The sequence below is a fragment of the Candidatus Streptomyces philanthi genome, from assembly GCF_059553635.1.
In genome coordinates, this window is record NZ_JCANQV010000047.1 from 1 (window position 1) to 20,686 (window position 20,686).

Sequence of the window (20,686 nt, forward strand, 5' to 3'; positions counted from 1 at the left end):
TCGTCGGCGGTCTCAAGGGCGGCATCGGCACGGCGAGCCTGGTCCTGCCGTCGGGCGCCACCGTCGCGGCGGTCGCGGCGGTCAACGCGGCGGGTTCCCCCGTCGATCCCCGGACCGGCGCGCTGTACGGACGGCTCGCCGAGGGTCCGGACGTCTTCCCGCCGGCCGCGGTGCACGCCGCCGCCCGGCGGCGGCTCGACGAGGCGCGGCGGATCAGCAAGGAGCGGTCGGCCGCTTCCGTCCGGCCGCCGCTGAACACCACCCTCGCCGTGGTCGCCACCGACGCGGCCCTCACCCGCGCGCAGGCGCACAAGCTCGCCGGGACCGCGCACGACGGGCTGGCCCGCGCCGTCCGGCCCGTCCATCTGATGTCCGACGGCGACACCGTCTTCGCGCTGTCCACCGGGGCCCGGCCCCTGCTGCCGGAGGGAGCGGCGCCGGACCCGGTGTTCACGGTCCACGCGGAGGCCGGCGCGCTCAACGAGATCCTGGCCGCGGGCGCGGACGTCCTCACCCGCGCCTGCACCACCGCCGTCCTCGCGGCGGACCCGGTCGACGGGCCGGGCGGGGTGTTTCCTTCGTACCGGGAGTTGTACGGGGAGGGGTAGGCGCCGTCAGGGCCGCTCGTCCTGGTGGGTCACAGGCGCGGCCGGTCCGCGCGTCCCCGTCGTGACGGAATTCTGCTGTAGGCAGCTGCTCGGTGCCGTACGAAGAGGTGCAGCACGTCGGCATCGCGATCAACACAAAGGGGTGAAAGCCGCCATGTTCCTGGCCGTTGCCGGCGGAGAGGCTCATCTGGGAATACCTCCCTGGCTCGCAGTCGTGCTGCTGCTCTGGGTGCTCCTCGGTGCGTATGCGACGTGGGACAAACGCCGCACGCGCAAGAAAGTCCCGCTGGAGCAGCGCACCGAGGAGTTCCGCCGGGGCCTGCGCACCGGGGTTCCCAACGTCCGCGGACACATCCGGATCGACCCCTCCCAGTACCCGGGGATGTCCACCGAGCAAGCGGAAGACCTGGCGCGTGAGGAGGGATTCCTCCGCCAGTCCCATGGAGCCAAGGGACAGTGGCTCTTTTACCGCACGGGCACCCGGCCCGGCTCCTCGGCGGACGGCGACGTGCGGGGCGGCCCGCCTCTCGACCTGCTGCGGGAGAGCGAAGCCGCCCGGCGCACGGCTCGCTGGGTCCGCGAGCGTGATGGCTTCGACCCACTGGACGAAGCCACTCTGGCCGCAGCTGAGAAAGGGCTGCAACAGTCCCGCGCGAGGAGCGACCGGGCCGTCTTGGGCACGGCCCTGGCCATCCTGGCGGCCGCATTCCTGGAAGTGCTGGCCCGGTTCGCCTGGGGAAACTGGATGCTTTACGCGGCATTCCAGGCATGCGCTCTCATGATGGTCGTTCTCGGCACCCTTCTGATCACCCGGTCCCGTCGCTTCCAAAAGAAAGCAGCCAGGGAGCACGGTCCGGTCATCGCCGCATACCGGGAGACCGTCATAGCGCGCGAGAACGAACTCAAAAAGTCAAGCCCATCAGAATCGTAGAAGAACGACAAGGAGAGCCGAGAGGACGGGGAGAAATGGCAGATTTCACGACCGATCTGGCCCAACTACGCAGACTCAAAACCAAGCTGAAAGAAAGCGAAAGCCAGTTGGAGGAGGCTCTGCGCAGAATGAGGGACACCGGCCCCAAGAATCTGGGAAAGCGGTCCCTCGACAAGGCGTGCGAGGATTTCGAGGACGACTGGGAACACGGACTGAAGGAAACGAAGAAGAGAATCAAGACCCTCAACGAGGCATTGCCTGCCATTATCAAGGCTTACGAGAAGACCGAAGAGGAGATCAAGAGCGGGTTCGCCAAGGCCGGAGGGGGAGCGAAGTGAGCGACGACTGGAGCGGCCTGGGCTGGAACCCGACACCCGGTCACCCACGCCTTGCCACCAATCTCGCGGACAACCTGAAGAAGACGGCAGAGACCCTCAAGAGCACCCACGACTTGCTGGACTCCCTGGACAAGGAGAGCTCTTACTGGACAGGCGAGGCCGCCAAGGCTTTCGCCGAGAAGGTGACGGATCTACCCGACTACCTCAAGCGGGCGCACGAATCCCTCAAATCGGCCGGCGGCGAACTTGCCAAGTGGAGCGACGCCCTGCACGACATGAAGGTGAAGGCGGACCACTACGAGGCGGACGCCAAGGACGCCAGGAAGAAGTCCGAAGAGGCACAACGGGCCTATCGCAGTGCCAGCACGCATCCGGATCTGAACCTGGCGGGCCAGACCTTCCGGACGGGGAGCGAACTCGACAATGCCCAGCAGCGACTCGACACCGCCCAGAGCAGGCTGGCCACCGCGTCGAAGCAGCTGAATGACGCCGAAGGCAAACTGCAGGACCTGATCGACGACGCGAAGAAGTTGGAGCGTCACCATGCGGACACGGCCCAGGACTTCGCGGATCAGATCCGGAAACACGCCAGCGACCATGCGCCCGGCGGTGGGTTCTGGGACACGATCGGGGACTGGTGGGACGAGCACGGGGGCGACCTGCTGACGATCGCGGCCACGGTTGCCGGTATTGCCGCCATCTTCGTACCGGCGCTCGCGCCGCTCGCCATCGGCCTCAGCCTGGCCGCCGCGGCCCAGCACGCCAATCAATACATCAAGAGCGGCAAGGACATGTTCCCCCCGACCTCGAAGAACATAGGGGAATGGGCCACGCTCGGAGGCGACCTGCTCGGTGCCGTCCCCGGTGTCGGCCCAGCGGTCAAGGGCGCAAAGGCCGCCATCAGTGCAGGACGCACCGGCCTCGGAGCCGCTCGCGGCGCAGGCGCGGCCGCCAAAACCGCCGCGAGCGTCTCGCAGGCGGCAAAGGCGGGGGCTGCACAATTCAAGGGATTCGCCAAGGCCGCGGACCCGTCGAATCGTGTCATCGGGGCGCCCATCGAATGGGCGGCCAAGAAGCTCGGCTCGTCAGGGGCGGCTGCCACGATGACCGCGGATGTGACGCAAGCGGTGGTGACCGCCGGCCTGGCGGCCCCTACCGCACAGACCTTGGACATCGGCTGGACGCACAGTGATGCCACCGCGGACAGAGCCACAAAGGGCACCGTGTACAACGACGGTCTCGTCGGCGCCGGCATGGCGGTCGACCCGTTGAAGAAGATCTTCTCCGTCGCGAAGGCCCTGTGATGCTCCAGAATTCCGCGCCCGCCGGAGCCATCGAACTGTTCCCGATGTGGTATGCCCTGCCCGAAGGCTTCCACCCCATCGACCTCTCCGGCGACGTGACGGCACGAATGGACGCCAATCACGACACACTCGCCGCGATCTTCCCCTCGGCGACCACCCAGCAGCTCGTCGCCAGCGCCCTCGGCTTCGAAGCCGCGTTGAGCAAACTGGTGGAGGGCGGGCTGGTCCACCTCAGCGCGTTCACCCTCCGCACGGACGACGACGCGCTGCTAACGGGCTTGTGCCAGATATCCGTCGTCGACCGTCGGCCAGGGGATCCCCATCTCTACGCGCGCGGCGTCCTCGACGCGCACCCGGACAGCGGGAACCCGCACAAGGCCATCGTTCCGCTCCCTGCGGGGCTCGCCGCCGTGGTGATCTCGGACTCCGTCGTACCGGTTCCGGGCGCTTTCTTCGGAGTCCCGGAGGACGGCGTTGCCGAAGTGCTGTCCGTCAGCTTCCACATGGCCTTCCCCCGGCTCCCGCACGCCGTGGTGGTCACCTTGTCGACGGAGCAGTTCGACGCGCAGGAGGAATTCCTGGAGCTGGCGACCGTGGTGGCGGGCGGCATCTCCTTCACCGCCCCACCCCCCGCCCCGAGTGCCGCGCCCCTGGAGGACAGCGTGGCATCCCCCTTCGGGTGACCATTCCCATCGATCCACGCTTGGCAGTGGGCGCCGACGACTGACTCCGCTGTCCCTGCCTGCCGGTGGACGGTGCCCGTTGGACACGAGTCGTGCCCCATGCGCTCACAGCGGAGGGCCGGAGACACTTGTCCCGTCTCTGGCCCTCCGTTGTGCCCCGGGTGAGGCGTGGTCGGTGCGATATGGCTGCGCGGTCGACGTCCAGCGCCCGCACCCGCCCTCCTCACACCCCGCTCGCCCCCAGCAGCACCCCCGCCAGGTACGTCACGCCCATCGCGAGGGCGCCGCCCGTGGCGTTGCGGAGCATGGCGCGGCCGGCCGGGGCGGCGCCGAGGCGGGCGCTGGCCCAGCCGCAGAGGGCGAGGGCGGCGAGGACCGCGACGACGGTGACCGGCAGCCGGTGGCCGGCCGGGGGCAGCACGATCGACAGCAGTGGCAGCAGCGCGCCCACGGTGAAGGCGAGGAAGCTGGCGCCCGCGGCGTGCCAGGGGTTGGTGAGTTCGTCGGGGTTGATGCCCAGTTCGACCTCGGCGTGGGCGCGCAGTGCGTCATGGGCGGTGAGCTGTTCGGCGACCGCGCGGGCCAGGTCCCGGCTCAGGCCCTTGCCCTCCAGCAGTCCGGTCAGTTCGACGAGTTCGGCCTTGGGTGCGGTGGCCAGCTCGCCGCGCTCCTTGACCAGGGCGGCGCGCTCGGAGTCCCGCTGGGTGGAGACCGAGACGTACTCCCCGGCGGCCATCGACATCGACCCGGCGAGCAGTCCGGCCAGCCCGGCGGTCAGCAGGGTCGTGCGGGACCCGGTGGCCCCGGCGACGCCGACGACCAGGCCGGCGGTCGAGACCACGCCGTCGTTGGCGCCGAGGACCGCGGCCCGCAGCCAGTTCAGCCGTCCGCCCAGGCCGGCGGTGTGCGGCTCGTGGTGGGTGGCGTACGTCCTGTCGCGTCTGCGGCCCGTCCCGTCGCCGCGTCCCGGGGTCTGCTCGCTCATCCGGGCAGCGTCTCACCGGGTCCGCGCGGGCCGGGTCCGACGCTCCCACCGCGCCCCGGATTCACCGGTGGTAGAACGGCCGTATGCCCGTACCGCCGCCTCCCGCGCCCACGCTGGTCCAGCCGCCGAGCCGCCCGCCGGAGCACCGCCGTCTGTGGTGGCACCGGTTGATCCTCGGTCTGTGGTACCGGCCGGTCGAGGTGATGGACGAGGCCAGGGACCGCAGCGTGTGGGGCGCGGCCGTGCTGTTGTGCCTGGTCAGCGGGGGTCTGGGGGTGGTGTCGGCGCAGGTGTTCCATCAGCAGTGGGAGATGGACCGGGTGCTGGCCCTCAAGCTCGCCGCGCTGGCGGAGGCCGGGGTGCTGGCCGCCAGCCTCGCGCTGGGCGCGGTCACCCATGGCATCGCCCGCACGCTGGGCGGCAACGGCCGGTTCGAGCCGACGGCGAGTCTGTTCATCGTGCTGTTCTGGGTGACCGATCTGCCGCGGCTGGCGCTGACGACGCTGCTGCCGGCGGACTCCACCTTCGTCCAGGCCGTGACGTGGTCGACCTGGGGTTTCGGCTGTGTTCTCGCCGTGCTGCTGATACGCGGTCAGCACCATCTGCCCACGCGGAAGGCGGCACTCGCGGTGTCCGTCCAGATGCTGGCCGCGCTGGCGCTGCTGAAGCTCGGTCCGGTGCGATGACGCCGCGGGCCTCCAAAGCCGCCGTGCCCTCGGGCCGGCGGCTCCGTCATTTCTGGCGGGTCAGTTCGCGGACGAGTCCGTCGAACGCCTCCCGTTCGGCGGCGCTCAGCTCCACGTCGTCCGGCGGCGGGCCGGCCGGCCCGGGTTGGCGCGGCATCCCGCCGAGCAGCGGCCGTGCCTGCGGCGCCCGCGTCCCCGTGAACCATCCGCGCCGTGTCACCAGGGCCAGGCCGGCGAACCAGACGGCGGAGGCGGCGAGCAGCGCGGCGAGGCCGATCTGCTGGGGGATCGAGGCGAGGGCGGACATGCGGTCCTCTCGGCGAGGGGGACGGCGGTGCGGCCGCGTGCGGGAGTCCGCGGGGCGGGGGCCGGACGGCACCGCGCACGCCGGCGGACGGGACGCAGCAAACGATTGGGGCAGACGGGACATCGGCGGCAGTGCCCAGTAGACACCATCCGCCGGGACTTCCGGCAGGGAAACCCCAGGACGAAAGTCCCGAAGTGCGGGATCTCCCTCTTCTCTCCCTCTTTCCGCATGTCTCCTGCCCTCTCCGGACGGAACTCCCCTCTTCTTCACGGGCCGCCCCTCCCCCGCTCGCGCCACTCCCACACCCTCCCGCCCGGCGCACTGCACCCCGTCCCGTTGGACACCCCGGCGCCTTCCGTCCGCCGGGGGCGCGGTCGACCATGGCGGCACACTGCCCCGTCCGCGTTGTGAGGAGTACGCCGTGCCGCACCAGCCCCAGACGCCTCCCTCCCCTCGGCAGACCGTCCGGCCGCCGCACGCCGGGCAGGACGGCGGGACGCCGCGCCCCCTCGACGGTGTGCTGGTGGCGGACTTCAGCAGGGTGCTGGCGGGGCCGCTGGCGGCGGCGACCCTCGCGGACCTCGGGGCCGAGGTGATCAAGGTGGAGCGGCCGGGCACCGGGGACGACACCCGCGCCTGGGGCCCGCCGTTCGCCGAGGACGGGACGGCCGCCTACTTCGACGCCGCCAACCGCGGCAAGCGCGGTCTCGCGCTGGACCTCGGTGACCCGGACGACGCCGAGGCCGCCCGGGAGCTGGCCCGCCGGGCGGATGTCCTCATCGAGAACTTCCGTCCCGGGGCCCTCGCCAAGTACGGCCTGGACCCAGCTGCCACCCTCGCCGCCCATCCCGGCCTGGTGCACTGCTCCATCACCGGTTTCGGTTCCGGGGCGGGGGCGCGGCTACCCGGGTACGACTTCGTCGTCCAGGCGGTCGGGGGCCTGATGAGCATCACCGGGGAGGCCGGCGGGCCGCCGCTGAAGGCCGGTGTCGCGCTTGTCGACGTCCTGACCGCCAAGGACGCCACCACCGCGATCCTGGCGGCCCTGCGCCACCGGGACCGCACGGGTCAGGGGCAGCTGGTGGAGGTCAATCTGCTGTCGTCGCTGCTCGGGGCGCTCGTCAACCAGGCGTCGGGGTATCTGGCGACGGGCCGTGACCCGGGGCCGATGGGCAACCGGCATCCGAGCATCGCGCCGTACGAGACGCTGGCGTGCCGGGACGGGCTGCTGGCGGTGGCGGTCGGGAACGACCGTCAGTTCCGGGCGCTGGCCGGTGCGCTGGGCGCGCCCGAACTTGCCGATGATCCGAAATTCCTCCGAAATCAGGATCGGGTCCATCATCGTACGGATCTGATCATCGCACTGGAGGGGCTGCTGGCGACCGACACCGCGCGGGGCTGGACCGAGCGGCTGAGTGCAGTATCGGTTCCGTGCGGTCCTGTCAACTCGCTCTCGGAGGCACTGGAGTTGGCCGAACGGCTCGGTCTCACGCCCGTCGCAGAGGTGGGCGAAGGGCGCACTCCGCAGGTCAGCAGCCCGTTGCGCTTCTCCGAGACGCCCGTCACACCGCCCGTCGCCCCACCGCGTCTGGACGAACACGGCGCACCGCTGCGAACCTGGCTCTCAGGCCCTGCCGACCAGCCCCTCCCGCCTAGAATGTGACCTTGGCCACATCGCGGCGATTCTTGCAACCAAAACCACCCGTAGGTGCTGTTTACCAGCACGGAATCACAACACCCCTGTATGGAGCAGCTCGTGACATCGCCGGACACCACCGCGACCGCTCGGTCCCGTACCTCGCCCCAGCTGCTCCTGCCGACCGGTCAGAACAAGCCGGCCGCCCCCCGCCGCACGCGTCGCGTCCTCGCCGTCACCGCGCTGCTCGCGGCCGGCGCGCTGACGCTCTCGGCCTGCGGTGGCAGCGCGGAGGCCGGTGGCCAGGACGACGGCAAGAACGGCCAGGCGGGCGCGGACGCGGCGGCCGCCAAGGACGCCTCCGACGCCAAGATCACCGTCTCGTCGAAGGACGGCGCCACCAACGCCAGCATCAACGACACCAATGTCAAGGTCAGCCGCGGCAAGCTGACGGACGTGCAGCTGTCGGTGGCCGACAGCGGCGCGAAGGTCGCGGGGGACATATCTGCCGACGGCACCTCCTGGAAGCCGTCCGCGCAGCTGGAGCGCGGCACCAAGTACAAGCTGGTGGCCAACGCCAAGGACGCCAAGGGCCGCTCCGCGACCGAGAACGCGACCTTCACCACCGTCTCGTCCGCCAACAGCTTCATCGGCACCTACACGCCGGACAACGGCAAGACCGTCGGTGTCGGTATGCCCGTGTCGTTCACCTTCGACAAGGTGATCACCGACAAGAAGGCCGTCCAGTCCCACATCCAGGTCTCCTCCAGCAGCGGCCAGGAGGTCGTGGGCCACTGGTTCGGCGCGCAGCGCCTGGACTTCCGCCCGGAGGAGTACTGGAAGGCCGGCTCCAAGGTCACGCTGAAGATCGACCTCGACGGGGTCAAGGGCGGCCCGGGTATCACCGGCGTCCAGTCCAAGACCGTCACCTTCACCGTCGGCCGGTCGCAGGTCTCGACCGTCGACATGAACACCCAGACGATGAAGGTCGAGCGGGACGGCAAGCTCCTCAAGAGCATCCCGATCTCCGGCGGCAGCGCCGACCACCCGACCTACAACGGCCAGATGGTCATCTCCGAGAAGTTCGTGCAGACCCGGATGGACGGCTCGACCGTCGGCTTCGGCGGCGAGTACGACATCAAGGACGTACCGCACGCCATGCGCCTGTCGACGTCCGGCACCTTCATACACGGGAACTACTGGGGCTCCCCGTCCATCTTCGGCCGCGCCGGCACCAGCCACGGCTGCGTCGGCCTCCAGGACGCCAAGGGCGGCGGTGGCGACACCCCGGGCAAGTGGTTCTTCACCAACTCGCTCGTCGGCGATGTCGTCGTCGTCAAGAACTCCCCCGACAAGACCATCAAGCCCGACAACGGTCTCAACGGCTGGAACCTCTCCTGGGCCGACTGGAAGGCGGGCAGCGCGGCCTGACGCCCCGCCCGTACGACGTACCGATGGCCGGTCCCTCTCCGGAGGGGCCGGCCATCGGCATGCGGACGGGAATCCCGCCCATGTCACTTTTTGGTCGCAGTGCGGGCAGAAATCCACTTCGGAGCGGATACATACGGGCGGGAAGTGGGCGCAAAAGGTCGTGAAGGGGCTCGTACGGCCCCGGCCACCGCTCCCGGCGAAATACGGGGAGCGGGCCCGCGGATGAAAGAGTGTCTCCTTCGATGGACACACGCCGTTGACGGACGGTGCTGACAGGGTGGGGCAGGCATGAACGGGCCGTACGAGCAGAGCAACGGATGGGGGACGGGGGGCGCCCTGCCGGACGACACGATCCCCTTGCGCGCGGTACGCCCCCACGCCCACGCGGCCCCGCCCGCGGCCCCCGGCGACGTACGGACCGAGGAGGCGCCCGCCCCCGAACCGGAGCCGAAGGGCGGCGGGCCCAGTCTGCGCCGGTCGAGCGCCCTGATGGCGGCGGGCACGATCGTCTCCCGGATCACCGGCTTCCTGCGCACCCTCGTGATGGCCGCGGCGATCGGCGTCGGCACCCTCAACGACTCCTACCAGGTCGCCAACGTCCTGCCCACGATGATCTACATGCTGGTCGGCGGCGGCGCGCTGAACTCCGTCTTCGTCCCGCAGCTCGTCCGTGCCATGAAGAACGACGACGACGGCGGCGAGGCGTACGGCAACCGGCTGCTCACCCTGGTGGTGACGGTGCTCGGCGGCTTCACCGTGGCCTGTGTGCTGGGTGCGCCGCTGCTGGTCGGCATGATGTCACCGGACATCGCCTCCGACCCGGAGCGGATGGCCGTCACCGTGGCGCTCGCCCGGTACTGCCTGCCCACCCTCTTCTTCATGGGCATCCATGTGGTGCTCGGTCAGATCCTCAACGCCCGGGGCCGCTTCGGCGCCATGATGTGGACGCCGGTCCTCAACAACATCGTGGTCATCGCGGCGTTCGGCAGCTTCATCTGGGCGTTCGGCGGCTTCACCACCTCCGGTGTCGACCCGGCCACCATCACCCCCGAGGGCGTCCGCCTGCTCGGCCTGGGCACCCTGCTCGGACTGACCGTGCAGGCGCTGGCCATGGTGCCGTATCTGCGCGCCGCCGGGTTCCGGCTGCGGCCGCGCTTCGACTTCAAGGGGCAGGGCCTGGGCAGGGCCATGGGGCTCGCCAAGTGGACGCTGCTGTTCGTCCTCGCCAACCAGATCGGCCTGACGATCGTCACCCAGCTCGCCACCAAGGCGGGCGCCCTCGCCGAACGCGCCGGGCACACCGGCACCGGCATCACCGCCTACAACTACGCCCTGCTGCTGTGGCAGATGCCGCAGGCCATCATCACCGTCTCCGTGATGACCGCCGTCCTGCCGCGGATCTCCCGCGCCGCCCAGGAGGGCGATGTCGCCGCCGTCCGCGACGACCTCTCCCACGGGCTGCGCACCTCGGCCGTCGCCATCATCCCCTGCGCCTTCGCCTTCCTGGCGCTCGGCGTCCCGATGGCCACCCTGCTCTACGCGGGCTCCGGTGCCGAGGGCGCCCGCGGCATCGGCCATGTCCTGATGGCCTTCGGCCTCGGCCTGATCCCGTACTCGGCGCAGTACGTGGTGCTGCGCGGCTTCTACGCCTTCGAGGACACCAGGACCCCGTTCTTCAACACCGTCATCGTCGCCGCCGTCAACGCGGCCGCCTCCGCGCTGTCCTATGTCCTCCTGCCGCCCCAGTGGGCCGTGGCCGGCATGGGCGCGGCCTACGGGCTGAGCTTCGCGGTCGGTGCCGCCGTCGCCTGGCGGCGGCTGCGCAAGCGTCTCGGCGACCTGGACGGCGCCCGGGTGCGGCGCACCTACGTCCGGCTGACCTGCGCGGCGGCCCCCGCGGCCTTCGTCGGCGGCGGCGCGGCGCACGCGGTCACCGCGACCCTCGGCAGCGGTGCCCTGGGCTCGTTCCTCGCCCTGCTCGCCGGCGCGGTCGTGCTGGCGGGCGTCTTCCTGGCCGCGGCGCGCCTGTTCCGGGTGGAGGAGCTGACCTCGATGCTGGGCATGGTGCGGGGACGCCTCGGGCGCTGAGGGCACGCGGCGCGGGACGGCCGGGGTGGTCGCCCGTGATCGGCGCCCGGCGGGGCCGGGGCGGTGGGCGCGGCGTGCGCGACCGGCCCGGCGCGCCCGGACGGGCGGGGTTCGCCGTCCGGGTCAGGCGGCCTCGTCGAAGCCCGTGTCGCGCGCCATGCGCTTGAGCTCCAGCAGTGCGTGCTTCTCGATCTGGCGTATCCGTTCGCGGGTGAGGCCGTGCTGCTTGCCGACCTCGGTCAGGGTGCGCTCGCGCCCGTCCTCGATGCCGTAGCGGGCCTTGATGATCGACGCGGTGCGGTGGTCGAGGCGGTCGATGAGGTCCTCCAGTTCCTCGCTGCGCAGCAGCGTGAGGACGGACTGCTCGGGCGAGGCCGCGGAGGTGTCCTCCAGGAGGTCACCGAACTGGGTGTCGCCGTCGTCGTCCACCGACATGTTCAGGCTGACCGGGTCGCGTGCCCAGTCCAGGACGTCGGTGACGCGGGCGGGCGTCGAGCCCAGCTCGGCGGCGACCTCGGCGGGCTCGGGGTCGCGGCCGTTCTCGCGGTTGAACTCGCGCTGGACGCGACGTATCCGGCCCAGCTCCTCCACGAGGTGCACGGGCAGCCGGATCGTGCGCGACTGGTCGGCGATGGACCGGGTGATGGCCTGGCGGATCCACCACGTGGCGTACGTGGAGAACTTGAAGCCCTTGGCGTAGTCGAACTTCTCGACGGCGCGGACCAGACCGGCGTTGCCCTCCTGGATCAGGTCCAGCAGCGGCAGGCCGGCGCGCGGGTAGCGGCGGGCGACCGCGACGACCAGGCGCAGGTTGGAGCGGATGAAGATGTCCTTGGCCTTGGCGCCCTCGGCGGCCAGGGCCTCCAGCTCCTCACGGCTCGCACCGGCCGCGTTGCCGTCGCTGATCTCTCCGTCGAGGATCTGCTGGGCGTAGACGCCGACCTCGATGGTCTGCGACAGCTCGACCTCTTTGGCGGCGTCGAGCAGGGGCGTGCGCGCGATCTCGTCGAGGTACATGCCGACCAGGTCGCGGTCGGCGATCTCCCCGCCTACGGCGCGAACACTGCTGGCCCCGTCAGCGCCGTGAGAGGTGGCCTGACGACGGGCGACGGCACGGGTTGCCATGCGTGTGCTCCCTTTGCGATGAGTCGGTGATGAGTCGGTCGCGGGACGTGAACAGGCCCCTCGTCCGGGGAGGCCGACTGGCCCGTCCGAAGGAAACAACGGCTGGAATCCGGACAGAATTCCCAAGCCGCCCGCCGATTTTTTCGATCATGCAGTACCCTGCACGCCGACCGAGGCGACCGAGGAGCTTCCGACGGCAGGGAAGCGCAGGTCAGAGCGGGCATGGCGCCGGATTCCGCGCCCCGGACGGCGCGTCGCGATCGCCGTCCGCATGAGACGTCCGTCACTCCAATACCGCCCTCTGTGTCCATGGAAAGCGTCTTCCGCGCTCACTGCCCTTCCCCCTGTAAGACGGGGCACACCCGCCTCTGGTTGCCCAAGAAGCGACAGAAAGGGAAAAACGGGCACGGAGGGGGTCGGTCCCGCTCCGGTTGACGGCCGCTTCCGCCGGGTGTGGCCTGGACGGAAGGGCAGAGGACAGGAGGGGCGCGCGAGAGGAGCCCGTCATGCGCAAGCTCGTACTCCGGTTCGGCCACCGCGACCGCCGTCGCGACGAGGGAGCGGCGGAGCGGCGCGGCGCGGGGGCGACGGAAGGCCGCGACGCCGGGGCGGCCGGAAGCACCGCCGCGCCCGGCGATGTGGGAGCGGTCGCCCGCCGGGACACCACCACCCCAGACCGGCCGCCCGGCACCACGCCCGACGAGCCGCCCCGCGCTTTCGAGGAGCGGCTCCGGGGCGGCAGCGACCGCCCGCCGACGGCCGTGCCTCCCACCAGGGGGCCGATCGCGCCCCGGACCGGCCTGGCCCGCTGGACGCGCCCCAGGGTGGTGCTGCCGGTCCTGGCCGCCGTCGGGTTCTTCCTCTACGCGCTGTACCTGGCGCACAACAACGGGAACTCCTGGGGCGGGGCGGCGCTGATCGCCCTGATCGCCGCCGTGATCGTCGGCGGGCTGGGGCTGCTGCTGGTCGGCAAGCAGTCCACCCTGCTCACCGAGACGCGGGCGATCGCCTACGGCGTGCTCTTCGGCTCTGCGATGGGCTGGCTCTACAGCCTCAGCGGTCACACCGTCCTGGCGGCCTCGGGCAAGGGGATCATCTTCGGCGGCGTGATGTTCGTGGTGACGCTGTACATCCTGCGTTCCTTCCGCGTCGCCGAGCCGCACGGGCGGCACCGCCGCCGGCGGGCACACCGCACCCGCCGGCCCGTCGGTACGCACCGGCCGCACGGCGCCCACTGAAGCGCCCCGGCACCGGTGGCCGGCACGCGGCTCAGGCGACCGGTACCGGTTCCCGTTCCTCCGGCTCCTCCCCCGGCGCGTCCTGGGTGGTCAGGCCCGCCACCCACAGCGGCATCAGCCAGTGCACGACGAACAGCGAGAACAGGACGGGCGGCAGCAGCGTCCCGGCCGCGGCCAGCCCCGTCAGCACGCACACCAGTGCGCCGAGGACGACGGCGCCCAGGACACAGGTGTTCACGCGGTACGCCAGCGCCCGTACCCGGTCCCGCTCCGCCAGCTGGCGTTCGTCCAGAACCCGGGTCCGCAGTTCGAGGAGGCCGCAGGTGGCACCGTTGATCACTCCGGTGGCCACGCACCACGGCAGGATCAGAAGCAGCAGGACGACGGCGAGCCACACCTGGTCGCGAGCGAACATGCCGACCCCCGCGGCCACGCTCGCCGCCGTGAGCACCATGTGGATCACGACGGTGGCGCGTCGGCGCGCGGTCGTGGCGTGCAGTGCGTCGGCCGCGCCGTTGTTCATGATCGCGTACATGCGCTCGTCGTAGCGCGTGGGCCGTCGGGTCGTCCCTGAGGTGGTCACTGCTTCCTCCCGTAAACCTCGTCCGTGAGCGGGCGGAACGGCCGGAGGGAGAACAACGCCTCCACCGGCAGTTCGAAGAACTCGGCGATCCGCAGCGCGAGATCGAGACTCGGGTTGTACTGCCCGCGCTCGATGTAGCCGATGGTCTGGTAGTGGGCCCCGACCGCTTCGGCCAGCGCCTGCCGCGACACCTTCCGTTCCGCGCGCACCATCGCCAGCCTGTTGTGCACCTGCTCAGCCATGTATAAGGAGTACTACATTCGAGAGAAGCAGTGCAACAGCCGGAGCGCACCCCGGAGGGCGCACCGGCTCCCGGCAGCCCGCGCACGTCCCGGCACGCGGCACATCCGCACGCCCCCGGGCGCACCGTCCGCCCCGCCTCACGCCTCCCGCACCGGCGCGTCGTCCGTCGTGCGCCGGAGGGTGCGCAGCGGGCGGTCCGGCCGCCAGACGTCCAGTGCCAGATACGGGGCGTCCCGGTAGGTCCGCACCACCTCGGTGATCTCCGCCCGGAACAGCAGGAACATCTCCGGCGGCCGCACCGCCTCCGCGTAGCGCCGCATCGTGCCGGGGTCGGTCACCGGGCACGCCCGCCCGGAGATCCGTGCATCGCCCTCGTGCATGTCCCGGCCCGGCCCGGGGTTGGTGTGGAGCGCGAAGCGGGCGTCGCGCCGCAGGTCGCGGGCCTTGCGCGAGCGGACCAGCATGCCCAGCCACAACTCCCCGTACCGGAAGTCCGCTTCGAGACCGGTGAGCCGTGGCGTGCCGTCCTCGCGCAGGGTGGCCAGGACGTGGTGGTGGTACGCGCGGAACCGTTCCCGCACCCGGCGCGCCAGCTCCGGCTCCGCCGCCTCGATCCGCGCCCAGCGGGCGCCATGGGCAGTGCGGTCCGGGCCGTCCGCGTGCTTCTCGTTCTTCGCCATGGGACCACTGTCCGTGCGATACCCGACGCCTCTTGTCCGCTTTTCGCGCCTGCCGGCCGTACGGAGAGCACGGTCGTAAGCCCGCGGCCCCAGACCCCCGGCCGTACGCCCACCGGGGGAGCCCACTTCGGTCCGCGGACCGTTATCCCTCCGCCCGCCCCCGTCCTAGCCTCGAAACATGGACACGACGAGCGGCACACTCGACGAAGCCCTGGAGCGCCTGCACACGACGGGCCCCGAGTACCGCGGCTTCCTGAGCAATCACGGTCCGATGGCCGTCGAGGCACTGGTCCGCCACGGGCAGGCCCGCGCCGTGCACGCCTGGCTCGACAAGTACACCGCCAGGCTGGAGGAGGTCCCCGGCGCGCGGGAGCGGATCACCGACGCCAACTGGCGGGAGGCGCTGGGCGACCCGCACCGCGTCACGGACTGGACCACCTATTTCACCCGTTCGGTGGAGGAGCGCCCGTGGCGTGACGTGCTGGCGGAGTGGTGGCCCCGGCTGCTGCCCGGCCTCGCGGGCGCGGCGACCCACCCCGTCATCCGCGTCGGCCACGCCGTACGCACCCTGCTGGACGCGGGCGAGGACGCCCCCCGGATCGCCGAACTCGCCCATGCCCTCGGCTACTGGGCGGCCCGGCACATGCCCCTCCCGTTCACCGTGCGCCCCACCGGCAGCGCCTCCCCGGCCGCGGCGCTGGAGGCCCTGCCCGCGGCGCCCGACACGGAGCGGGCCGTCTTCGAGGCGCTGGGCCGGCTGCCCTCGACGCGGGGATGGGAGGACGCGGCGGCGTCACTGAACGCCCCACAGGACCCGGAAGCGGCACGTGATCAACTCGCGGCGCTGGTACGGGCGGCCACCCACCGGTACGCCGATCGCGGGCACGGCGACGCGATCCTGCTGGTCCACTCCGCGACGGCCCCGAGCGCCGTACTGCGCACCCTCCCCGCGCTCCCCCGCGAGCTGTGGGCCCCGTCGCTCGGCGCCGCCTGGGCGGCCAGCGCCGCGCTGACCTCGCTCTACTCCGGGGCACAGGCCCTGCCGCCGCTGGAGGTCGGCAACGTCACCGCCGAGGAGGCGTTCGAACGCGCCGGGGCGCACGGCGACGAGCACGCGATCAAGTTCGCGGACACCGCCCTGGACGTGGCCTCCTGGTCCCCGGACGGCGACACCCGGGCCGTGGCGGCGGCCCTCCGCGCCCAGGAGCTGATCCCGCCGGGCCCCTGGACCTGACGGGCCCGGCCGGACCTCAGCCGAACTGCACCGACCGTTTCGCCAGCCCCATCCAGAACCCGTCGATCACACTCCGCCCGCTGTCCAGCTCGCCCCGGGCGTCCGCCGCCCCGAGGGTGACGAACAGCGGGGCGAAGTGTTCGGTACGCGGATGGGCGAGCCGTCCGGCCGGTGCCTTGTGGGCGAAGTCGAAGAGGGCGTCCAGGTCCTCTGCCTCCAGGGCGCGCCGCCCCCAGTCGTCGAACTCCGTCGACCAGCCCGGGATGCCGTCGGTGTGGCGCAGCGCGGCCAGGTTGTGGGTGAAGAACCCGCTGCCGATGATCAGGACGCCTTCCTCGCGCAGCGGCGCCAGCTTGCGGCCGATGTCGAAGAGCCGGCGGGGGTCGAGGGTGGGCAGCGAGATCTGGAGGACGGGGATGTCGGCGTCGGGGTACATCTCGACGAGCGGGACGTACGCGCCGTGGTCGAGGCCCCGGTCGGGCATGTCCTGGACGGGTGTCCCGGCGGTGCGCAGCGTTTTGCGGACACGTTCGGCGAGTTGCGGGGCGCCGGGGGCCGCGTAGCGCACCTGGTAGTAGCGCTCGGGGAAGCCCCAGAAGTCGTAGACGAGGGGGACGGCTTCGGTGGCGGAGAGCGCGAGCGGCGCCTCCTCCCAGTGGGCGGAGACCATCAGGACGGCCGTGGGGTGCGGCAGGTCGGCGGACCAGGCGGCCAGTTCGCCGGGCCAGACCGGGTCGTCGGCGAGCGGCGGGGCTCCGTGGCTGAGGTAGAGGGCCGGCATCACGGACATGACCACTCCCAGGGTGAGGACCCGGCTTCGGAGCACCGGATCACGGATTTACTTGAACTTTCAAGCGTCGAGATTCAGCCTATCGGTGCGTTGTTAAAACTTCAAGGACAGTGGGGGCAGTGCCAGAATGAATGGCATGAGCAACGAATCCGCGGTCGAGCCTCGCTGGCTCAGCGACGAGGAGCAATACGCCTGGCAGTCGTACCTCCACGCGACCACCCTGCTGGACGATCATCTCGACCGGCAGCTCCAGCGGGACGCCGGCATGCCGCACGTCTACTACGGCCTGCTCGTCCAGCTCTCCCGTGCGCCCCAGCGCCGGTTGCGGATGACCGAACTGGCCCAGAACGCCAAGATCACCCGCTCCCGCCTCTCCCACGCCATCGCCCGGCTGGAGAAGAACGGCTGGGTCCGCCGCGAGGAATGCCCCTCCGACAAGCGCGGTCAGAACGCCCGCCTCACCGACGAGGGCATGCGCATCCTGGAGAAGTCCGCCCCCGGCCATGTCGCCGCCGTCCGCGCGGCCCTCTTCGACCGCCTCACCCCCGAGCAGATCCGCCAACTGGCCGAAATCTGCCAGGTCGTGAGCGACGGCCTCCAGCCGGAGGGCGCCGATCTCCCCTGGCTCCGCTGACGCCTCCCGGCCCGGCGGCCCGTACGGGCGGACGCCGGGCGGCGCGCCCCACGGCGAGGTGGTCGGAGACGCCTCTCCTCCGGAGGAGGTAGGAGCGCGCGGAGCCCTCAACCCTGGGGTTGATGCCGGGAGTTGCGGCACCCCCTACGGTTCTGGCCATGTTGATCAAGGCTTCGCGGCGCTCGTTGCTCGCCGCCACCCTGCTCACGGCCGCCGCCGTTTCCCAGATCCCGTCCGCCGCCGTGGCGTCGCCCCGTCCGGCGCGCGCCGCGGCCGAGGTGCCCGCGCCGACGACCAAGCAGCCGATCGGCACGAGCACGCTGCACCTGGTCGACACCTCACGCCCCGACCCGTGGAAGCCGACGGTGAAGCGGCGCGAGCTGATGGTCTCCCTCTGGTTCCCGGCGCGGAAGCCGGGCAGCCGGACGGCCCCCTACATGTCCAAGGAACTGTCCCGGAAGATGTTCGGGGACCCGTCGCTGGCCGGCGTCCGCACCCACGCCACCGTCAACGCGCTGCCCGCCGCCGGGCCCCGCCCCCTGGTCGTCCTCTCGCCCGGCTTCGGGACGAGCCGCCTCACGCTCACCGCCCTCGGCGAGGACCTGGCCGCCCGCGGGTACGCGGTGGCGGCGGTGGACCACGCCTACGAGGCGCCGATCGAGTTCCCCGGGGGCCGCATCGAGGACTGCCTGGTCTGCGAGACGCAGGACGCGGAACTCGGCGACCTCGTCCGCAACCGGGCGAAGGACCTCCGGTTCACGCTCGACCGGCTGACCGGCCCCGACAGCGCCCCGTTCGTCGACCGCCGCCGCATCGCGATCGTCGGCCACTCACTCGGCGGTGCGGCCGGCGTGGAGACCATGCGCCAGGACCCGCGCGTGGCCGCGGCCGCCAACCTCGACGGCAACTTCTTCACCGACCCGCCCGCCAAGGACACCGACCGCCCGGTGCTGCTGCTCGGCGGCCGGCGGACCGACGCCCCCGACGAGCGCGCCAACTGGGAGCAGACCTGGCGGGGCCTGAAGGGCTGGAAGCGCTGGCTCGACGTCCCCGACGGCGGCCACTTCACCTTCACCGACCTCCCCTGGATCACGGACCACGTCGGCATCCCCGACGGCATGCCCCCCGAGGACGTCGAAGGCAGCCTCGGCACCCTCAACGGCACCCGCTCCACCGCCCTCACCCGCGCCTACGTCACCGCCTTCCTCGACCAGCACCTCCTGGACCGCCACCGCCCGATACTCGACCGCCCGAGCAAGGACTACCCGGAGGTCACCTTCCTCGGTTGATGTCCCCGCTGTCGCGGTCGGCCCGCCCCCTGGAATGCGCCGTTCCCGGGGGCGGGCCGACCGCACGTCGGGGCGGGGCGGGGCGGACGGCGTGGCCCGTACGACGCTGCGAGGGACTGGTACAGGCCACCCGGCGGGACCGGAACTGGTGATCCGTTACGACGATGCCCGCGCCGCACAGACGCGGGAGCGTCCGCGCGGGATTCCGGGGCGGCGCGGCTGACGCCCCCGTGCGTGCCGGTGCGGGTGCGGTTAGCGTGAGAGCCATGGCAGCGGATGCTCCCGAGTACGACGAGGTCGGTGACCTGTACCGGCAGTTCAAGACGACCGCCACCCTCCCCGTTCTGGAACGCCGGTTGTTCCTCGACCTGCTCGGGGACGTCTCCGGACTGCGGGTGCTGGATCTGGCCACCGGATACGGCGTCTACGCGCGTCTGGCCCGCGAACGCGGGGCGGCGGAGGTGGTGGGGGTGGACCTCTCCGGGGAGATGATCCGCTGTGCCCGCCGGGCCACCGACGACGACCGGATCACCTTCCGCACCGCCGATGCCCGCCGGCTTCCCGAGCTGGGCGATTTCGACGTGGTCACCGCCGTCTGGCTGTTCAACTACGCCCGCTCTCCCGGCGAACTCGCGGACATGGCGGCGGGAGTCTCCGGCGCCCTGCGTCCCGACGGGCGCCTGGTCGCGATCACCCTCCATCCCGGACACGACACCACCGGGCCGGACTGGACCCCTTACGGCGTGACGGTGCGCACGGTCACCCCCGTACCGCGCGGGGAGCGGTGGGATGCCGCCCTGCTGACACCAACGACGGACATCCCCCTGTCGGTCTTCCGCTGGGACGACGACGTCTACGCCGAAGCGATGACCCGCGCCGGCCTCGACGCTCCGACGTGGCACCTGCCCACCGTCCCCGACGAGGCACGCGAGCAGCGGGAACCGGGCTACTGGAACGCGGCGGCAGCCAATCCCTTCATGGCCGGGTTCACCACATCCCCCGCGCGGCGGTGACCGGCGACGGCCCGGCCGCCGGCGAGGACGGCCCGGCTGCCCCCGTCGGAAGCCCGCGGAGCGGGAATCGAGAGACCGCGTGGCTCACCGCTGCCCGGCCGAAGGGCGGCGGTTGCCGGCCGGTCAGCTCTGGTCGCGGTCGTTGGCGAATTGGAGGCCGGCCGTGCCGCCGGTTTCGATGAAGAGGTTGACGAATTCTTCGGCGGTTTCCTTGCGGGCCCAGTCGCGTTGGAGTTCGCAGAGGAGTTGGGGCCAGGTGATGAGTTGGGCGCCTGCCTGCTGGACGCGGCGGAGGGCGGTCTCGTGGGCCACGAGTGAGGTGCCGCCGACGGCGTCGACGACGGGGTAGACCTCATAGCCCTCGTGGAGGGCGTCGTAGGTGGGGAAGGTGAGACAGGCTTCCGTCCAGAGGGCGGCCATGATGAGTTTGCGGCGGCCGGTGGCCTTGACCGCGTCGACGAATTCCTGGTCCTCCCAGGCATTGATCGAGGTGCGGTCGTAGGTCGGCAGGTCGTCGAGGACTTTTCGCAGTTGCGGGATCGCCGGTTTGTTGAGGCCGGTCCTGACGTTGACCGTGGAGTGGACGATCGGCAGTCCGTACGTCCGGCCGATCTTCGCCAGGCCGACGATGTTGTTGACCAGCAACTGCCGGTCCATGGAGTCGATCGAGTTCACCTGGACCGGTTGGTAGTCGATGATGACGAGTGCGGCGTTCTTCGGCGTCAGCAGACCGTCGGCTTCCTGGTCGCGGATTCTCTGGCTGGTCATCCTGTACACCCCTGACCCTGGTGTGCCGTTATCGGTCACCGCGCGTTGGCGTGGCCTTGACCGGCTGTGCGGAGACCCGGATACGTGTCCGC

General features: G+C 71.3%; 22 protein-coding genes. 14 read left to right on the plus strand and 8 right to left on the minus strand.

Annotated elements, in window-relative coordinates:
* The 5 genes from AC51EU_RS08530 to AC51EU_RS08550 all read left to right on the plus strand — a co-directional run.
* A partial coding sequence (locus tag AC51EU_RS08530; protein WP_496266090.1) for a P1 family peptidase occupies nt 1-608 on the plus strand: 608 nt, incomplete at its 5' end.
* A 214-nt stretch (nt 609-822) separates the two neighbouring features.
* Nucleotides 823-1,539 (plus strand): hypothetical protein, encoded by a 717-nt coding sequence (locus tag AC51EU_RS08535; RefSeq protein WP_496266091.1) that lies wholly within the window; start codon nt 823-825, stop codon nt 1,537-1,539.
* 35 nt (nt 1,540-1,574) lie between these two features.
* Nucleotides 1,575-1,877 carry a hypothetical protein gene (locus AC51EU_RS08540; RefSeq protein WP_496266092.1) on the plus strand — a complete coding sequence of 101 codons (303 nt, stop codon included), beginning with the start codon at nt 1,575-1,577 and terminating at the stop codon, nt 1,875-1,877.
* Nucleotides 1,874-3,181, plus strand: coding sequence for a putative T7SS-secreted protein (locus AC51EU_RS08545; RefSeq protein ID WP_496266093.1), 1,308 nt, complete (start codon nt 1,874-1,876; stop codon nt 3,179-3,181). The genes AC51EU_RS08540 and AC51EU_RS08545 overlap by 4 nt, the downstream gene beginning before the upstream one ends.
* Entirely contained in the window at nt 3,181-3,864 is a 684-nt protein-coding gene (locus tag AC51EU_RS08550; RefSeq protein ID WP_496266095.1) for a hypothetical protein, read from the plus strand. The genes AC51EU_RS08545 and AC51EU_RS08550 overlap by 1 nt, the downstream gene beginning before the upstream one ends.
* Nucleotides 3,865-4,087: 223 nt before the next feature.
* Here the strand turns inward: AC51EU_RS08550 and AC51EU_RS08555 are convergent, their stop codons facing one another.
* Nucleotides 4,088-4,849, minus strand: coding sequence for a VIT1/CCC1 transporter family protein (locus AC51EU_RS08555; RefSeq protein ID WP_496266097.1), 762 nt, complete (start codon nt 4,847-4,849; stop codon nt 4,088-4,090).
* An 83-nt stretch (nt 4,850-4,932) separates the two neighbouring features.
* Here AC51EU_RS08555 and AC51EU_RS08560 point away from each other — a divergent pair, with 83 nt between their 5' ends.
* The gene (locus AC51EU_RS08560) at nt 4,933-5,535 is read left to right on the plus strand and encodes a Yip1 family protein (protein WP_496266098.1); all 603 of its coding nucleotides are present in this window, start codon (nt 4,933-4,935) and stop codon (nt 5,533-5,535) included.
* A gap of 46 nt (nt 5,536-5,581) precedes the next feature.
* Here AC51EU_RS08560 and AC51EU_RS08565 read toward each other — a convergent pair whose 3' ends face one another.
* On the minus strand, nt 5,582-5,842 hold the full coding sequence (locus AC51EU_RS08565) for a hypothetical protein (RefSeq protein ID WP_496266099.1): 261 nt from the start codon (nt 5,840-5,842) through the stop codon (nt 5,582-5,584).
* Between the two features lie 421 nt (nt 5,843-6,263).
* Between AC51EU_RS08565 and AC51EU_RS08570 the strand changes: the two genes are divergently transcribed.
* The 3 genes from AC51EU_RS08570 to murJ all read left to right on the plus strand — a co-directional run bounded on the left by AC51EU_RS08570 (nt 6,264) and on the right by murJ (nt 10,997).
* Nucleotides 6,264-7,505, plus strand: coding sequence for a CaiB/BaiF CoA transferase family protein (locus AC51EU_RS08570; RefSeq protein WP_496266100.1), 1,242 nt, complete (start codon nt 6,264-6,266; stop codon nt 7,503-7,505).
* A gap of 81 nt (nt 7,506-7,586) precedes the next feature.
* Nucleotides 7,587-8,909, plus strand: coding sequence for a L,D-transpeptidase (locus AC51EU_RS08575; RefSeq protein ID WP_496266101.1), 1,323 nt, complete (start codon nt 7,587-7,589; stop codon nt 8,907-8,909).
* Between the two features lie 288 nt (nt 8,910-9,197).
* Nucleotides 9,198-10,997 (plus strand): murein biosynthesis integral membrane protein MurJ, encoded by a 1,800-nt coding sequence (gene murJ, locus AC51EU_RS08580; protein WP_496266102.1) that lies wholly within the window; start codon nt 9,198-9,200, stop codon nt 10,995-10,997.
* Between the two features lie 123 nt (nt 10,998-11,120).
* Here murJ and AC51EU_RS08585 read toward each other — a convergent pair whose 3' ends face one another.
* Nucleotides 11,121-12,122 carry a sigma-70 family RNA polymerase sigma factor gene (locus AC51EU_RS08585; protein ID WP_496266103.1) on the minus strand — a complete coding sequence of 334 codons (1,002 nt, stop codon included), beginning with the start codon at nt 12,120-12,122 and terminating at the stop codon, nt 11,121-11,123.
* Between the two features lie 506 nt (nt 12,123-12,628).
* On the opposite strand from AC51EU_RS08585, the gene AC51EU_RS08590 reads away from it, so the two are divergent.
* Nucleotides 12,629-13,360: a hypothetical protein gene (locus tag AC51EU_RS08590; RefSeq protein WP_496266105.1), complete on the plus strand. Its 732-nt coding sequence runs from the start codon at nt 12,629-12,631 to the stop codon at nt 13,358-13,360.
* Between the two features lie 31 nt (nt 13,361-13,391).
* Here AC51EU_RS08590 and AC51EU_RS08595 read toward each other — a convergent pair whose 3' ends face one another.
* The 3 genes from AC51EU_RS08595 to AC51EU_RS08605 form a co-directional block, all read right to left on the minus strand.
* On the minus strand, nt 13,392-13,943 hold the full coding sequence (locus AC51EU_RS08595) for a hypothetical protein (RefSeq protein ID WP_496266106.1): 552 nt from the start codon (nt 13,941-13,943) through the stop codon (nt 13,392-13,394).
* Nucleotides 13,940-14,185, minus strand: coding sequence for a helix-turn-helix transcriptional regulator (locus AC51EU_RS08600; protein WP_496266107.1), 246 nt, complete (start codon nt 14,183-14,185; stop codon nt 13,940-13,942). Before AC51EU_RS08600 ends, AC51EU_RS08595 begins: the two co-directional genes overlap by 4 nt.
* Nucleotides 14,186-14,323: 138 nt before the next feature.
* Nucleotides 14,324-14,866 carry a pyridoxamine 5'-phosphate oxidase family protein gene (locus AC51EU_RS08605; RefSeq protein ID WP_496266108.1) on the minus strand — a complete coding sequence of 181 codons (543 nt, stop codon included), beginning with the start codon at nt 14,864-14,866 and terminating at the stop codon, nt 14,324-14,326.
* 178 nt (nt 14,867-15,044) lie between these two features.
* Here AC51EU_RS08605 and AC51EU_RS08610 point away from each other — a divergent pair, with 178 nt between their 5' ends.
* On the plus strand, nt 15,045-16,100 hold the full coding sequence (locus AC51EU_RS08610) for a questin oxidase family protein (RefSeq protein WP_496266109.1): 1,056 nt from the start codon (nt 15,045-15,047) through the stop codon (nt 16,098-16,100).
* Nucleotides 16,101-16,116: 16 nt separating this feature from the next.
* Here the strand turns inward: AC51EU_RS08610 and AC51EU_RS08615 are convergent, their stop codons facing one another.
* Entirely contained in the window at nt 16,117-16,890 is a 774-nt protein-coding gene (locus AC51EU_RS08615) for a dioxygenase family protein (RefSeq protein ID WP_496266110.1), read from the minus strand.
* A gap of 136 nt (nt 16,891-17,026) precedes the next feature.
* On the opposite strand from AC51EU_RS08615, the gene AC51EU_RS08620 reads away from it, so the two are divergent.
* From AC51EU_RS08620 to AC51EU_RS08630, 3 genes are all read left to right on the plus strand, one after another.
* A complete protein-coding gene (locus AC51EU_RS08620) occupies nt 17,027-17,524 on the plus strand; it encodes a MarR family winged helix-turn-helix transcriptional regulator (RefSeq protein WP_496266111.1) in 498 nt (165 codons plus the stop codon).
* Between the two features lie 158 nt (nt 17,525-17,682).
* The gene (locus AC51EU_RS08625) at nt 17,683-18,813 is read left to right on the plus strand and encodes an alpha/beta hydrolase family protein (protein WP_496266112.1); all 1,131 of its coding nucleotides are present in this window, start codon (nt 17,683-17,685) and stop codon (nt 18,811-18,813) included.
* A 266-nt stretch (nt 18,814-19,079) separates the two neighbouring features.
* Nucleotides 19,080-19,826 (plus strand): class I SAM-dependent methyltransferase, encoded by a 747-nt coding sequence (locus tag AC51EU_RS08630; RefSeq protein WP_496266113.1) that lies wholly within the window; start codon nt 19,080-19,082, stop codon nt 19,824-19,826.
* A gap of 123 nt (nt 19,827-19,949) precedes the next feature.
* Here the strand turns inward: AC51EU_RS08630 and AC51EU_RS08635 are convergent, their stop codons facing one another.
* Nucleotides 19,950-20,594 carry a hydrolase gene (locus AC51EU_RS08635; protein ID WP_496266114.1) on the minus strand — a complete coding sequence of 215 codons (645 nt, stop codon included), beginning with the start codon at nt 20,592-20,594 and terminating at the stop codon, nt 19,950-19,952.
* Nucleotides 20,595-20,686 lie beyond the last annotated feature (92 nt).